Below are 13,161 nucleotides of genomic sequence, written 5' to 3'. Positions count from 1 at the left end.
GCTTGCGTCGGCTGGTCTGCGCCCCCTCGGGCGCGGGTTGCCATTGTAGCGCCCCGGGGCATAACGGCAAACCGAATGCAAGGCCGCCGCGGGCTTGCCGCCCCGATGGGCGACAAACGCGCGGCGACGATGGGGCAGCGCTTACTTGGCAGCCGGCGTCGGACGCAGCGAGAAGTGCTGCGCCTGGCTGCCGCGGCGCACCAGCACGGCAGCGGCCCGCTTCGGATCCAGCTTGGCCACGGCAGCATTGAACTGCTTGGCATCCACGATATCCTGGTTATTCAGCATCAGCAGGATATCGCCCTGGCGCAGGCCGGCAGCCTCGGCCGGGCCGTCGGTATCTTCGACAATCACGCCACCGCTTACACCCAGCTCACGCTTCTGCGCCGGGGTCAGGTCGCTGACCACGAAGCCCAGCGTATTGGCTGCGCTGGCAGGCGCCTCATCCTTCTTCTCGCCCTTCCTGCCGCCGGAACGGCCGGCCACCTTGCTGTCCGGATCGGCCTCGCCCACGGTCACGTGCACGTCCACCGGGGCGCCCTTGCGCCACACCGTCAAGGTCGACTTGGTGCCTGGCGCCGTGCCCAGCACCATGCGGGTCAGGTCGGCAAAGCGGTCGATCTCCTTGCCGTTGTACTTGATGACCACGTCACCCACGCGCAGGCCGCCTTTGTCGGCCGGGCTGCCCGATTCGACCTGGGTCACTTCCGCGCCCTTGTTGCTCTTCAGGCCCAGCGACTCGGCGACGTCCTTGTTCAATTCGCCGATCTGCACACCCAGGCGGCCGCGCGTTACCTTGCCGGACTTCTTCAGCTGGTCGGCCACGCGCATCGCCTCGTCAATCGGAATCGCAAAGGAAATACCGTTATAGCCGCCCGACAGTGTCGCGATCTGGGAATTGATGCCGATCACTTCGCCGCGCAGGTTGATCAGCGGACCACCCGAGTTGCCTGGATTGACCGCCACATCGCTCTGGATCAGCGGCAGCAGGTCGCCGGTATCGCGCGCCTTGGCCGAAATGATGCCGGAGGTCACGGTGTTCTCCAGGTTGAACGGCGAGCCGATGGCGATCACCCATTCGCCCACGCGCGCCTTGTTCGGGTCGCCAATGGTCAGGTATGGCAGCTTGCCGCTATCGATTTTCAGCACGGCCACGTCGGCGCGCGCATCGGCGCCCAGCACCTTGGCCTTGAATTCGCGCTTGTCGGTCAGCGTCACGTAGACCTCGTCGGCGCCATCGACCACGTGGGCATTGGTCAGCACATAGCCGTCGGCCGACACCACGAAGCCGGAACCGATGCCGCGCTGGATTTCCTGGCCCGGCGAAGGCAGGTTGCGGCGGCGCGGGGTTTGCCCCTGGCCGCGGGGGATCTGGCCGCCAAAGAAACGGCGCAGGAATTCCTGCATTTCATCGGCCTGCCCGGCCGCGTCGACATCCTTCTGGGTAATGCGTTCGGTGGTACGGATATTCACGACTGCCGGGCCGACTCGTTCAACGAGGTCGGCAAAATCCGGTAAACCGGCCACGGCGGGAGCCGCTGCATAGGCGGGCGCGAAACCGGCAACGGCCGGCAGGCCGAGGGAGGCTGCACTGAGGACCAGCGCAGAAATCATGGTTTTTTTCATGGTTGCGTTCAATGAAAGTCAATGAAGAACAAGCAATATAAATCAGCTTCGCGTTAAACGGGAGCCGGATATTGTGACGATATGTTGCGGGCAACCCCGCCCGGTTTCAAGAGGCTGTTTCAACAGCCTCCGAGCCCTGCCCCGCATCACGCGCGGGCTCGCCCGCTTGCCCGCCCTCGCCGGCCTGGGCGCCTGCCGCCGCCGGCCGGCCATCCTGTCCCGCTGCATCGAGCGCGGCCGCCAGCCGCGCCGCGAAACCGGCGCTCGGCTCGACGCCGGCCACGCTTTGCCGCAGCGCCTGCCCGATCATCGCATGGACCTGGGCGCCCACAGGCAGCCCTTCCTCATCCGGCAGCAAGATCATTGCCCCTCCTCACCAACGCTTATCGACAGGCAAATCCAGCAAAGGCCGCAGGCGCCGCGCAATCGCTTCACGCGCCCGAAAAATCCGGCTGCGCACGGTTCCCAGCGGACACTCCATGATTTGCGCAATTTCCTCATAACTCAAGCCCTCGATCTCCCGCAGCACGATGGCGGTCTGCAGTTCCAGCGGCAATGCCTCGAGTGCCGCATCGATCGCCAGCATCACCTGTTTGCTGAGCAACATCGATTCCGGGGTACCGATCTCGGGCAGCGGCGCCGGCAACTGGGACGGCGCTATAGCCTGCGGTGCACTGCGCTGGCGCCGCCGCAGGATCGCATTGCGCGCGCCGTTCAAGGCAATCCGGTACAGCCAGGTGTAAAACGCTGCTTCGGCCCGAAAGCGCGGCAAGGCGCGGTACGCCTTCAGGAAGGTCTCCTGCACCACATCTTCCGCTTCGGCCGGATCGCGCAGCAGGCGCAGCACCAGCCGCAGCAGCCGCCGCTGGTAGCGCGCCACCAGCAAGTCGAAGGCTGCCCGCTCTCCCGCCCGGGCCCGCTCGACCAGCTCACGATCTGGGTCCTCCGACATAAGAGCAGCCCCGCGAAGATTGGTTCACATTTTTTGAAGCTGGGCCCGCACTGCTGCTTGCAGCCGGCGCCATTCGCCGCGCGCGACTGAATCGGGCAGCAAGACCAGCCACAGGCGTTGCCCCTGTTCCAGCTCCATATGCAGCAGCAAGGCGCCGGGCCAGGCGGTGCAGCCGTCCAGCAAGCGTGCCCGGCACTGCTTCCGGTATACCGTCAGCCGGATTTCTCCGACACCGGAAATATCAATGTGGCTGCAATTGACTTCGCGCCGCAGGCTTGCCAGCGCCGCTGCCGCCAGCAAAGGCTGCCCGCTCCAGGCACCCACGGCCAGCACGGACGCAACAATTCCTGCCCGCAAAGCGTTCAGGCATGGCGACGGACGGACAGCGACAGAGGCCGCGATCGACATCGGATAAATAATCTGGGGGGGTACAGCGGAAGCGCTCGCCCCGGTGCTAAGACCGGGGCCAGGCTTGGAAGTTCCGTTTAGACTTTAGCGAACAGCAGGCTGCCGTTGGTGCCGCCGAAGCCGAAGGAGTTCTTCAGCGCATAGTTGATCGTTGCTTCACGCGCGGTATTGGCGCAGAAGTCCAGATCGCATGCCGGATCCTGATTGAACAGGTTGATGGTCGGCGGGATCACCTGGTTGTGGATCGCCAGTACGGTAAACACGGTCTCCAGGCCGCCAGCGCCGCCCAACAGGTGGCCGGTGGCCGACTTGGTGGAGCTGACAACCAGCTTCTTGGCATGGTCGCCGAAGGTGCGCTTGACACCCTGGACTTCCGCCACGTCGCCTTGCGGGGTCGAGGTACCGTGCGCATTCACATAGTTCACCTGGTCAGGGTTGATGCCAGCGTTCTTCAGCGCGTTTTGCGCCGACTTGCTGCCACCAGCGCCGTCTTCCAGAGGCGAGGTCATGTGATATGCATCGGCGCTCATGCCAAAGCCCAGCAATTCTGCATAGATCTTGGCGCCGCGCGCTTTCGCGTGTTCGTACTCTTCCAGAACCATGACGCCTGCGCCTTCGCCCAGCACGAAGCCGTCGCGGTCCATGTCCCATGGGCGGGACGCGGTAGCTGGGTCATCGTTGCGCGAGGACAGTGCGCGAGCCGAAGCGAAACCGCCCAGGCCCAGTGGCGATACGGTGGATTCCGCGCCGCCGGCGATCATGACATCCGCATCGCCGTATTCAATCAGGCGAGCAGCCGCACCGATCGAATGCAGGCCGGTGGTGCAAGCCGTCACGATGGACAGGTTTGGACCGCGCATGCCGTACTTGATCGACAGGTTGCCGGAAATCATATTGATGATCGAGGCCGGTACGAAGAACGGGGAGATACGGCGCGGACCGCGCTTGTCGTAGTCTTCCTTCTGCGCTTCGATCATCGGCAAGCCGCCGATGCCGGAACCAATGATCACGCCGATGCGATCGGCATTTTCTTCGGTGACCGTGATGCCGGAATCCTGGATTGCCTGGATGCCAGCGGCCATGCCGAAGTGGATGAATTTATCCATGTGACGCGCTTCTTTGGCGTCGAGGTAGTCCTCGACGTTGAAGCCTTTCACTTCACCCGCGAAACGGGTGGAAAAGGCCGACGCGTCAAAACTAGTAATGTTTGCGATCCCGGACTTGCTCTCGGTGATTGCTTTCCACGCGTCGGCAACGCTGTTGCCGACGGGGGAAATTACACCAAGGCCGGTGACCACTACACGACGGTTTTTAGAACTCAAGCGAGTCTCCCGGAGTGGATCGGAGAGTCAGGGCTTTGATTAGGCCTTGACGTGTGCAGTTGCGTAGTCGATCGCTTGCTGCACGGTGGTGATCTTTTCAGCTTGTTCGTCTGGGATTTCCATTTCGAACTCGTCTTCCAGTGCCATTACCAGTTCAACGGTGTCCAGGGAATCGGCGCCCAGATCGTCAACGAAGGAGGATTCGGTCTTGATGTCTGCTTCAGCGACGCCCAGTTGTTCAGCGACGATTTTCTTAACGCGTTGTTCGATATCCGACATGTTATGGCTCCAATATGTTGTTACGGAAAGCGCGCATTTTAGCAGGTTTGCGCGCCTATAAACTAATTTCGACGTTTGATTTGATCTACGTTGAAATCACTATTAAATGATGCGATCGTGCGGCATTATGCCGCATAACCGTATCAATTCATATACATACCACCGTTCACGTGAAGGGTGGTACCGGTAATATAAGCGGCAGCTGGCGAAGCCAGGAAAGTGACCGCTGCAGCGATGTCTTCCGGCTTGCCCAGGCGGCCCAGGGGAATCTGGGTCAGCAGGGTCGCATGCTGGTCTTCGCCCAGCGCCTTGGTCATATCGGTATCGATAAAACCTGGTGCAACGCTGTTGACGGTAATGTTGCGACTGCCGATTTCACGGGCCAGGGCGCGGGTCATGCCCTCGACGCCAGCTTTGGCGGCAGCGTAGTTCATCTGGCCAGGATTGCCGGCCGATGCCACCACGGAGGTGATGTTAATGATACGCCCGGTCTTGGCTTTCATCATGCCGCGCAGGACCGCGCGCGACAGGCGGCCAACCGACGTCAGGTTGGTGGCAATCACGCTGTCCCACTCCTCGTCCTTCATGCGCATGGCCAGGTTGTCCTGGGTGATGCCCGCATTATTGACCAGGATGCCGACGGCGCCGCAGGTTTTCGAGATGTCGTCGATGATGGCAGCGCACTGCTCGGCGCTGGTGACGTTCAGCACCATGCCCTTGCCTGCCTCGGCGCCGATGTCAGCCAGGTAAGCCGAAATTGCTTCAGCGCCGGCTTCGGTGGTGGCGGTGCCGATCACTTTCGCGCCCTGGCGGGCCAGTTCCTGCGCGATTGCCTTGCCGATGCCGCGCGAGGCGCCGGTCACCAGTGCTACTTGATTAGCGAGAGTCATTATCGTCCTTCTTTATTTCAGGGTTTCCAGCATGCGTTCGAGGGTTGCCTGGTCGTAGATGGCTTCGCCAACCAGGCGGGCGTCGATACGCTTGGCCAGGCCCATCAGGACCTTGCCCGGACCGCATTCAACCACATTCGTGATGTCGTCGGCAGCAACTTTTTGCATGGTTTCCACCCAGCGCACCGGGGAGGCAGCCTGGCGCACCAGCGCATCCTTGATCGATGCCGGGTCGGACAGCACGGCCACGTCGACGTTGTTGATCAGCGGGATTTGCGGCACGTTGAAGTGGATCGACGCCATGTAGTCGCGCAGGCGGTCCGAAGCCGGCTTCAGCAGCGAGCTGTGGAACGGGGCCGAGACCGGCAGGCGCATGGCGCGCTTGGCGCCTTTGGCCTTGGCGATTTCGCAGGCTTTTTCGACTGCGGCGGTATGGCCGGCCACCACCACTTGTGCCGGCGCATTGTAGTTAACTGCTTCCACGATTTCGCCCGGCACTGCGGCAGCGGCTTCGGCGCAGGCTGCACGCACGTCTTCGTCGGACAGGCCCAGCATGACAGCCATGGTGCCCTGCCCTACCGGCACGGCTTCCTGCATCGCTTGCGCGCGGAAGCGCACCAGCGGCACCGCGTCTTTAAAGGAAATCACGCCCGCGGCAACCAGGGCCGAGTACTCGCCCAGCGAGTGGCCGGCAACCACGCTTGGCACCGGACCGCCAGCGGCGATCCAGGCGCGGTAAGCTGCCACGGCAGCGGTCAGCATGACCGGCTGGGTATTGGTGGTCAGGTCGAGTTCTTCTTTCGGACCTTCGGCAATCAGCTTGCCCAGGTCGAACTGCAAAGCATCGGAAGCTTCAGCAAGGGTTTGCGCAACCACCGGGTTGCCGGCAAAACCTTCCAGCATGCCCACGGCCTGGGAACCCTGGCCCGGGAACACGAACGCGAATTTATTCATCTTTCAACCTTTAGACTTCTTATTCTAAAAAGGACTGCATTTTATAACATGCGCGCCAGGACGGCACCCCAGGTGAAGCCGCCGCCCACACCTTCCATCATCACCACATCGCCCTTCTTCACGCGGCCATCGCGCACCGCGACGTCAAGCGCCAGCGGGATCGAAGCGGCGGAAGTATTGCCATGCTGGTCGACAGTCACCACCATCTTTTCCGGCGCCATGCCCAGCTTCTTGGCGGTGCCGTTCATGATGCGGATATTGGCCTGGTGCGGGATCAGCCAGTCGATCTGCCCGGAGGTCATGCCGGCCGCATCCAGCGCCTCGTACGCCACCTTCTCCAGCACCGACACTGCCAGCTTGAACACCGCCTGGCCATCCATGTAGAGGAAAGCGCTGCCGGCGATGGCGCCGTTGGACAGGCTGCCCGGTACGCGCAGCACATCGGAATGACGACCGTCCGCATGCAGCTTGCACGCCAGGATGCCCGGCTCTTGCGACGCGCTCATGACAATCGCGCCAGCGCCATCGCCAAACAGCACGCAGGTGGTACGGTCTTCGAAATTCAGGATGCGTGAGAAAACTTCGGCGCCGATCACCAGCACATTCTTGTGCATGCCGGACTTGATGAAGCTGTCCGCAGTCGACACCGCATAGACGAAGCCGCTGCACACGGCTTGCACGTCCACTGCCGCGCAGTTGTTGGTCATGCCCAGCTTCTTCTGCACGATGCAGGCCGTGCTGGGGAAGCTGCCGTAGAAGTCGGGCGTCGAGCTGGCGACGATGATCAGGTCGATATCGTCCGGCTGCATGCCGGCCATTTCCAGCGCGCGCCTGGCAGCGATCACGCCCAGGTCGGACGAAGCCTGTTCCGGCTCCGCATAGTGGCGAGCGGAGATGCCGCTGCGCGACACAATCCACTCGTCCGACGTCTCGATACCCTTGGCAGCCAGTTGGGCCGCCAGTTCATGGTTGGTGACGCGTTTCTCAGGCAGGTAGCTGCCCGTGCCTACGATCTTGCTGTACAGGGTCATGCGTGTCTCTCGGTTCGGTTGGCGGCTCTTCTTGCGGCATCAGTTCGGCAATCATTGCCGACAAATGCTCTTGTACGTCGTTTTTTGCCGCATCATATGCACGACGGATCGCCCATTCATAGGCCTCCGCCTCCGCCCCGCCATGGCTCTTGAACACCAGGCCGCGCAGGCCCAGCAAGCCAGCGCCGTTATAGCGGGCAGGATTCAGGCGATTACCGATCTGCTTCAGGGCCGAGCGCGCAATGAGGGCGCCCAGCATGGTGATCGGATTTCGCTTGAATTCGGTTGTCAGCACCGTCTTCACCAAACGCGCCAGGCCTTCCACCGCCTTCAGCGTTACGTTACCGACGAAGCCATCGCACACCACCACGTCGGCGGTGCCTTTGAAAATATCATTACCTTCCACGTTGCCGTGGAAATTCAGGGCGCCGCGCGCATGGTCGGCCTTCAGCAGCTCCGCCGTGGCCTTGACCACCTCGTTACCTTTGATGTCTTCGGTACCCACGTTCAGCAAGCCAATGCTTGGGCGCTCAATGCCCTCGGCAGCCTGGCACAGCACCGAACCCATGATCGCGAACTGGTGCAGGTGGTGCGGCTCGCAATCCACGTTGGCGCCCAGGTCCAGCACGTAGGTCGGACCGTTCTTCTGATTAGGCAGGATACTGCAGATCGCCGGGCGGTCGACGCCAGGCATGGTTTTCAGCACATAGCGCGAGACTGCCATCAGCGCGCCGGTATTGCCGGCAGAAACGCACGCGGCGGCATTGCCCGCCTTGACCTGCTCAATGGCCACGCGCATCGACGAATCCTTCTTGCGGCGCAAAGCGACCTCGAGCGGGTCATCCATGGTGACCTGTTCAGATGCGTGAAGGATAGTCAGGCGCGGTTCGGCCTCGGCGTGGTGCTTCTTCAATTCAGCGCGAATAACGTCTTCCAGGCCAACGAGGATCAGCTCGGCGTTCGGTTCGTGCTTGAGGAAAGAGATTGCTGCGGGAATGGTAACTGAGGGGCCATGATCGCCACCCATGCAGTCGATAGAGATTTTGATTGTCATTGTATAACTCAAAGAAAAAGCGGCGCGACGTCAGAGAACCTGCGTAGCACCGCTTTGTCTTGTGGCCAAAGGCTACAAACGTCGATTACTCGTCGTTCTTGGTCTTCAGCACTTTGCGACCACGATAGAAGCCGTTAGGCGAAATGTGGTGACGCAGGTGGGTTTCGCCGGTCACTGGCTCAACGGCCAGGTTCGGTGCTACCAGAAAATCGTGCGAACGGTGCATGCCGCGCTTCGACGGGGATTTCTTGTTCTGTTGAACAGCCATGATGACTCCTAATACTAAAGTTCTAAGATTTTAACACATCCGATGCGCAAAAACATGCGAATCGAGCTTTTACATCCATGCCAAACTCGATTACTGCACGCGTTTTGACACGTTCTTTGCTACTACAAACCGATTAATTCGTTTTCAGGCCTTTCAGGCCGGCGAAGGGCGATGCCTTCTCATTTTTCGCAGAGTCGACCAGCGAGGTATCAGGGCACACCTCGTGCTTCGGCGCTTGCGGCAAGGCCAGCAGGGCCTCATCTTCAACCAGGTCCATGAGATTCATGGAGCGCGCACCAACGATGACGTCAATGCTTTCATCGTCAATGACTTCCTCGATCTCGTCCGCATCCGCGTCATCTTTGCCGAGCAGCAGGATGGTCGATGAATCGATTTCATATTCAAACGGGCTCAGGCAGCGCTGGCACACCAGTTGCACTTTACCGGCAACGGTCAGGCGCAGCTGCGGGTAGCCCTGCTTGCTGGAACCGCCTTCCACCTTCCAGGACACCTCACCGGAAGTATTGGCGCATTCCTTGCCAAACCGGGTCATTTCAGCGACGGGAGCTACCCCTTCCTTGCTGCTGTTGGTCCGACAAAATTCAAAAGCGTCGATCTCAAAAGCATTCATTGGCTAAAATTTCCCTCGAAAACCTGCGATAATAACAGGATTTTCCACACCACGTCAAAGACTTGCGAGACTTTTCGCTCTTTTTCTACGGCGCAGAGAGCATATAACATTTCCCTGATGAAAACAACCAACATCATCCTTGCATCCAGCTCGGCCTATCGCCGGCAACTGCTGTCGCGCCTCCAGCTGCCCTTCACAGTCGACGTACCGGATATCGACGAAAGCCCTCAACCGGGCGAATCACCGTCCGCCACCGCTTTGCGACTGGCCCGTGAAAAGGCCGCCGCCGTGGCTTGCCGCCATCCGGGCCCACTGGTTATTGGCTCCGACCAGGTCGCCACTTTGGACGATGAACAAATCGGCAAACCTGGCAACCATGCCAATGCGCTGGCCCAATTGCAGAAAATGCGCGGCCGCGAAGTGGTATTCCATACCGCCCTGTGCCTGTGGGATGGGCGCAACAATACCCACCAGCTTGAAGACATCCGCACCACGGTCAAGTTCCGCGACCTGCCGGATGAAGAACTGGATGCCTACCTGCGCCTCGAACAGCCCTATGATTGTGCCGGCAGCGCCAAGAACGAAGCGCTGGGCATCGCCATTCTCGAACGCATCGACTCCAACGATCCGACTGCCCTCACCGGCTTGCCTCTGATCGCATTGACCGGCATGCTGCGCGCCGCCGGCGTCACCTTCTTTACCAAGTAATATGACTGGAACACTGTTTTTAATCCCTAACACCCTGGGCCCAACCGAATCACTGGACCAGGTCATCCCGCAGCACGTGCAGCAGCTTACCAGCCAGCTCACCCACTTCGTCGCCGAAAACGCCAAGACCGCGCGCGCCTTCCTGAAACAAGTCGGCACCGCCAAGCCGATCCAGGAAATCGCCATCAGCGAGCTGAACATCAACACGCCGGCCCAAGCGCTGCAAGCCCTGCTCGAGCCCCTGAAAGCCGGCCACGATGTCGGCCTGCTGTCCGAGGCCGGCGTCCCTGCGGTGGCCGATCCCGGTGCCGACCTGGTCCGCCTGGCCCACGCCAGCCACATCCCGGTGCGCCCGCTGGTCGGCCCCTCCTCCATCCTGATGTCCGTCATGGCCAGCGGCCTGAACGGCCAGAGCTTCGCCTTCAACGGCTACCTGCCGACCGACGCCGCGCAACGCGCCAAGCGCCTGAAAGAACTGGAAACCCGCTCGCGCCAGGAAAAGCAAACGCAGCTGTTCATCGAAACGCCCTACCGCAACGCCGCCATGCTGGAAGCGCTGGTCGGCGCATGCCACAGCAGCACGCTGATCTGCGTGGCCACCGACATCAGCCTGGCAACGGAAACGATCCACACCCGCACGGGCGCTCAATGGAAAGGCCTGCTTGACTCCGGCAAGGCGCCGGACTTCCACAAGAAGCCTACGGTTTTCCTGCTACTGGCCCAATAGGCTATTGAACCGAGTGGGCATATTCATTGACCCACTCGAACGCCTCGCACTGCAAGGCATACAGCGCCGAGGGCGCCAGATCGAGCTTGTGCAGGATGCCGGTCAGTTCCTGCCCCTCCTGCGCCCGCTCGATCAGTTCGATCAGGCGCAGCGCCAGGCCCAGTTCGCCTTCGCGATGCAGCAGCGCATCGCGCACCTCGTCCAGCACATTGACGCTATCAAGGATTTCGCCCATGCGCACCGAGAACAGCGCATCCATCAGCGACATGATGCCAACCGTGAAGCCGATATCCGCCGCCACCCTCTCGGAAGGCCGCGTATGCCCCATCACCAGCTCCATGGTCTTGCCGCGCGTGGTCGCCATCTGCAGCAGCGGCGAATCGAATTCCGAGCCCTTCACATACAGCAGGATCTGCAGCCAGCGCTGCAACTGGCGCCGCCCCAGGACGATCAAGGCGTGGCCGACCGAATTGATGCGGAAGCGCGCTCCCACCGACGGCGTATTCACCAGCCGCAGCAGGTTCAGGGAAATCAAGGGGTCATGTTTGACGCTGCGCTCCACCTCGCGCTGGTCCGCATCCTGGTTCAGCAAGTCGAGCAAGTGCATGATGGACAACTGGGAAGGCGTAATCTTCTTCCCGCTCAGGATTACCGGCCGCGCAAAATAATAGCCCTGGAAGTACTCAAAACCCAGGTCCATGCATTCGCGGAACTCCTCGACCGTCTCCACCTTCTCGGCCAGCAGCTTCTGGTTCGGATTGCGCAAGTAGCGCGTCAATTCGGGCAAGCGGCCGCGTTCGATCTGCTTGATGTCGACCTTGATCACGTCCATCAGCGGCCGCAAAGCCGTCACCGCCTCGCTCTCGCCCGCCACATCGTCCAGGGCGAACTTGTAGCCCGCCTGCTTCAACTCCTGCACCCGCCTCAGCACGTCCGGCGTCGGCTCCACCGACTCCAGCACCTCGAGGATGACCTTATCGTTGGGCAGGAAGTGAATGAAATCGCTCATCAACCCCGTCGTATCGACATTGACGAAGGCAAGCTGGTCGCCAACCACCTGCTCCATGCCCAGCTCGGAAGCATGGGCAATGACGGAAGCAGTGGCATGGGCACCGTCAGTCACATGGGCTTCATGGACTTCGGCATTTCGATAGAGCAGCTCGTAGGCCACGAGCCGCTGGCTGCGGTTGAGGATGGGTTGCCGTGCCAAGAAGAACTGATTGGCATACGGCATTGGAATCGGCACTTCACTTTCAACCACGGCTGTCATGGGTTTCCCCATTGCTAAAACACATGGTTACAAGACTATACCCATTAGTGCAGTCTTGGCAATATTTTTATGCGCTGCGCGACGCACCTTTCTTCGCTGTGGTCGCATCACCACTCTCCAGCGTGAACTGGGCGCCGGCATCACGGCCCAGAACCTGGACCAGATAAGGCAGCACCTGGCGCAGTATCGGCTCCAGCGTGTACGGCGGATTCAGCAGGAACATGCCGCTCGTGTGCAGTGCAATGCCGTCAGGCGTCGGCGTGCTGATGCACAGGGTCACGTTCAGCCAGCTCTTGGCCGGCAAGTGCTTCATGCGCTCGGCAAAGTTGCGCGCCTCAATGCGCTGCAGCACCGGGTACCAGACCGCGTACGTGCCGGTCGGGAAGCGCTTCAGCGCATCGTTCAGCATCTCGGTGACCTTCTTGTAGTCCTGCTTGTCCTCGTAAGGAGGATCGCACAGCACGAAGCCGCGGCGCGACGGCGGCGGCAGCAGCGCCTTCACGCCGAGGAAACCATCGGCCTTGTTGACGATCACGCGCTTGCCGCGCGCAGTCGGACGACGGCCATTGGCAGCCTGGTGCTGCTCCAGTTTGTAGAAATTATCGGCAAGGATCTTGGCATCCGACGGGTGCAGCTCGAACAAGCGCAGGCGGTCTTCTTCGCGCGCCACGATTTCGGCGCAATACGGCGAGCCAGGATAGAAGCGCAGCTTGCCGCTCGGGTTCAGGTCCTTGATCAGTTGGACGTAGTCGGCCAGCGGCTGCGGCAAGTCATCACGCTCCCACAACGGGCCGATGCCGGTCTCGAATTCGGCAGTCTTGGTGGCTTGCGCGCTGTCCAGCGAGTAGACGCCGGCGCCGGCGTGGGTGTCGATATAGGTATACGGCACGTCCTTCTGGTTCAGGTATTCGAGGACCTGGACCAGGACAAAGTGCTTGAGGATGTCGGCATGATTGCCGGCATGGAACGCGTGGCGGTAACTGAACATAAAAGAGAGGCGGGAAGATAAGATTTGCCCGCATTATCTCATGCGCATCATGG

Annotated in this window: 16 protein-coding genes; 2 read left to right on the top strand and 14 right to left on the bottom strand. The window is 61.0% G+C overall.

The window, feature by feature from the left end; genetic code table 11:
- Positions 1-141: 141 nt before the first annotated feature.
- From ASD07_RS24235 to ASD07_RS24180, 12 genes are all read right to left on the bottom strand, one after another.
- Positions 142-1,626, bottom strand: coding sequence for a DegQ family serine endoprotease (locus ASD07_RS24235; protein ID WP_055936291.1), 1,485 nt, complete (start codon positions 1,624-1,626; stop codon positions 142-144).
- 106 nt (positions 1,627-1,732) lie between these two features.
- Complete coding sequence (locus ASD07_RS24230; protein WP_055936287.1) at positions 1,733-1,990, bottom strand: hypothetical protein; 258 nt, start codon at positions 1,988-1,990, stop codon at positions 1,733-1,735.
- Between the two features lie 9 nt (positions 1,991-1,999).
- Positions 2,000-2,578: a sigma-70 family RNA polymerase sigma factor gene (locus ASD07_RS24225; protein WP_055936284.1), complete on the bottom strand. Its 579-nt coding sequence runs from the start codon at positions 2,576-2,578 to the stop codon at positions 2,000-2,002.
- 24 nt (positions 2,579-2,602) lie between these two features.
- Positions 2,603-2,986: a protein YgfX gene (locus tag ASD07_RS24220; RefSeq protein WP_057247411.1), complete on the bottom strand. Its 384-nt coding sequence runs from the start codon at positions 2,984-2,986 to the stop codon at positions 2,603-2,605.
- A 77-nt stretch (positions 2,987-3,063) separates the two neighbouring features.
- Positions 3,064-4,308 carry a beta-ketoacyl-ACP synthase II gene (gene fabF, locus ASD07_RS24215; protein ID WP_055936277.1) on the bottom strand — a complete coding sequence of 415 codons (1,245 nt, stop codon included), beginning with the start codon at positions 4,306-4,308 and terminating at the stop codon, positions 3,064-3,066.
- A gap of 39 nt (positions 4,309-4,347) precedes the next feature.
- Entirely contained in the window at positions 4,348-4,587 is a 240-nt protein-coding gene (gene acpP / locus ASD07_RS24210; protein WP_055936274.1) for an acyl carrier protein, read from the bottom strand.
- A 143-nt stretch (positions 4,588-4,730) separates the two neighbouring features.
- Positions 4,731-5,477: a 3-oxoacyl-ACP reductase FabG gene (fabG, locus tag ASD07_RS24205; protein WP_055936268.1), complete on the bottom strand. Its 747-nt coding sequence runs from the start codon at positions 5,475-5,477 to the stop codon at positions 4,731-4,733.
- A 12-nt stretch (positions 5,478-5,489) separates the two neighbouring features.
- Positions 5,490-6,431 (bottom strand): ACP S-malonyltransferase, encoded by a 942-nt coding sequence (gene fabD / locus ASD07_RS24200; protein WP_055936265.1) that lies wholly within the window; start codon positions 6,429-6,431, stop codon positions 5,490-5,492.
- Positions 6,432-6,472: 41 nt separating this feature from the next.
- Positions 6,473-7,462, bottom strand: a complete 990-nt coding sequence (locus ASD07_RS24195; RefSeq protein ID WP_055936262.1) for a beta-ketoacyl-ACP synthase III — start codon at positions 7,460-7,462, stop codon at positions 6,473-6,475.
- A complete protein-coding gene (gene plsX / locus ASD07_RS24190) occupies positions 7,416-8,516 on the bottom strand; it encodes a phosphate acyltransferase PlsX (protein ID WP_082507540.1) in 1,101 nt (366 codons plus the stop codon). The genes ASD07_RS24195 and plsX overlap by 47 nt, the downstream gene beginning before the upstream one ends.
- An 85-nt stretch (positions 8,517-8,601) precedes the next feature.
- A complete protein-coding gene (gene rpmF / locus ASD07_RS24185) occupies positions 8,602-8,784 on the bottom strand; it encodes a 50S ribosomal protein L32 (RefSeq protein WP_055936259.1) in 183 nt (60 codons plus the stop codon).
- A 133-nt stretch (positions 8,785-8,917) separates the two neighbouring features.
- The gene (locus ASD07_RS24180) at positions 8,918-9,415 is read right to left on the bottom strand and encodes a DUF177 domain-containing protein (protein ID WP_055936256.1); all 498 of its coding nucleotides are present in this window, start codon (positions 9,413-9,415) and stop codon (positions 8,918-8,920) included.
- 117 nt (positions 9,416-9,532) lie between these two features.
- On the opposite strand from ASD07_RS24180, the gene ASD07_RS24175 reads away from it, so the two are divergent.
- Together ASD07_RS24175 and ASD07_RS24170 are read left to right on the top strand one after the other, a co-directional pair.
- Positions 9,533-10,123, top strand: a complete 591-nt coding sequence (locus tag ASD07_RS24175; RefSeq protein WP_055936253.1) for a Maf-like protein — start codon at positions 9,533-9,535, stop codon at positions 10,121-10,123.
- Position 10,124: 1 nt separating this feature from the next.
- Positions 10,125-10,850: an SAM-dependent methyltransferase gene (locus ASD07_RS24170; RefSeq protein ID WP_055936250.1), complete on the top strand. Its 726-nt coding sequence runs from the start codon at positions 10,125-10,127 to the stop codon at positions 10,848-10,850.
- Between the two features lies 1 nt (position 10,851).
- Here the strand turns inward: ASD07_RS24170 and ASD07_RS24165 are convergent, their stop codons facing one another.
- Both ASD07_RS24165 and ASD07_RS24160 read right to left on the bottom strand, forming a co-directional pair.
- A complete protein-coding gene (locus ASD07_RS24165; protein WP_055936248.1) occupies positions 10,852-12,120 on the bottom strand; it encodes an EAL and HDOD domain-containing protein in 1,269 nt (422 codons plus the stop codon).
- A 67-nt stretch (positions 12,121-12,187) separates the two neighbouring features.
- Positions 12,188-13,108, bottom strand: a complete 921-nt coding sequence (locus ASD07_RS24160; protein WP_055936245.1) for a 23S rRNA (adenine(2030)-N(6))-methyltransferase RlmJ — start codon at positions 13,106-13,108, stop codon at positions 12,188-12,190.
- Between the last annotated feature and the right edge of the window lie 53 nt (positions 13,109-13,161).

This window comes from Duganella sp. Root336D2, assembly GCF_001425005.1.
Taxonomy (GTDB): Bacteria; Pseudomonadota; Gammaproteobacteria; order Burkholderiales; family Burkholderiaceae_D; genus Rugamonas.
Note: the sequence above shows the minus strand (reverse complement) of the source record. Positions and strands in the feature narration are given on the sequence as shown.